The organism is Methylobacterium sp. Leaf100 (assembly GCF_001422845.1).
GTDB lineage: Bacteria > Pseudomonadota > Alphaproteobacteria > Rhizobiales > Beijerinckiaceae > Methylobacterium.
The window spans coordinates 1-1,015 of record NZ_LMMW01000060.1 but is presented as its reverse complement, the minus strand read 5'-3'; the positions used below and the strand labels follow the sequence as shown (position 1 = coordinate 1,015).

The following is a 1,015-nucleotide window of genomic DNA, read 5'->3' as shown; positions in this document are numbered from 1 at the left end:
AACCGAGCGGATCAGTGCCGTCCGCTCGCCCTGCCATCGTCACACGACCGACGATGCACTAACTTCAAACCTGGGCCACTGAATGGGGGCAGGCCAATCGGGTTTCGGAAAGGTGTTGGCATGAGCGCACTTGCAATCGTTCGGGGCGATGACTCCGTTACAATCGCGTCGGATGGTGCCGGCTATGAGGCCGGCACAGGCATCCTGATGACGCATGTCTCGAAGGTTGAGATGATGCCGGAATGCTCCTGCATCTTTGCCAGTCGGGGGATGGGCGGTGCCAGCGCAGCGATGCATAACGCCTTCCGGCAATTGTCGGCACGCGGTGCCCAAATCGTTACCTTTGATGACGTGCTCGACCTGTTTCCAGAATTGGCCTCCGAGTTGTTTCGAGAGGCTTCTGCCACCAAAGCTGAAGGTGCTGACGAGCCGCATTTTAGCTTTATGATCGGCGGTTTTTCGGAAGATCGTGAACGGTACGAAAGTTATACTCTTCGCACTCGGCCTTTCTCAGCCCTAGATGCGACAGGCAAGTTCATTGACTGGCCTCCGTATTCCCTAATCCCGCTGCCTGACATCCACTTGGCGCCCTCTCCGACCCTGGAGTCTGCGGCGAAGGTAGGTATTACGCGACCCCAGGAATTGCAGTCAGGTTACGAGATCCACCCACAGCATTACGCGCTGAAGGCGGTGGCCGCCTGCCGTCTCGACCGAGAGCAAGATGAGGTCGAGGGCACCGCCGGCATCCACTTCGTCGGTGGAATGTTGCAGATGACCACCGTCCAGAGAGAAGCTGTTTTTTCTCAAGTGGTTCACCGGTTGCCAGATCCAATCGGCGAGCCAATTGATCCGAGCCGCGGCCAACTACTCCCTCAATTCCTTCAGCCTCAAAAGTCGCCGGACACAGAGATTCCGATCTAGAGGCTGTTATGGACCTATGACGGCTGGATTCCAGATGAAGGGGCATGACCTCTTCACGCAAAGCCTACCCGTCCGACGTCTCCGATGACGAATG

1 protein-coding gene is annotated in these 1,015 nt (G+C 57.1%); it reads left to right on the top strand.

The genetic code is table 11. The features are described 5' to 3' along the window. Window positions 1–120 precede the first annotated feature (120 nt). Window positions 121–921 (top strand): hypothetical protein, encoded by an 801-nt coding sequence (locus ASF25_RS18590; protein WP_056306413.1) that lies wholly within the window; start codon window positions 121–123, stop codon window positions 919–921. Window positions 922–1,015: the final 94 nt, after the last annotated feature.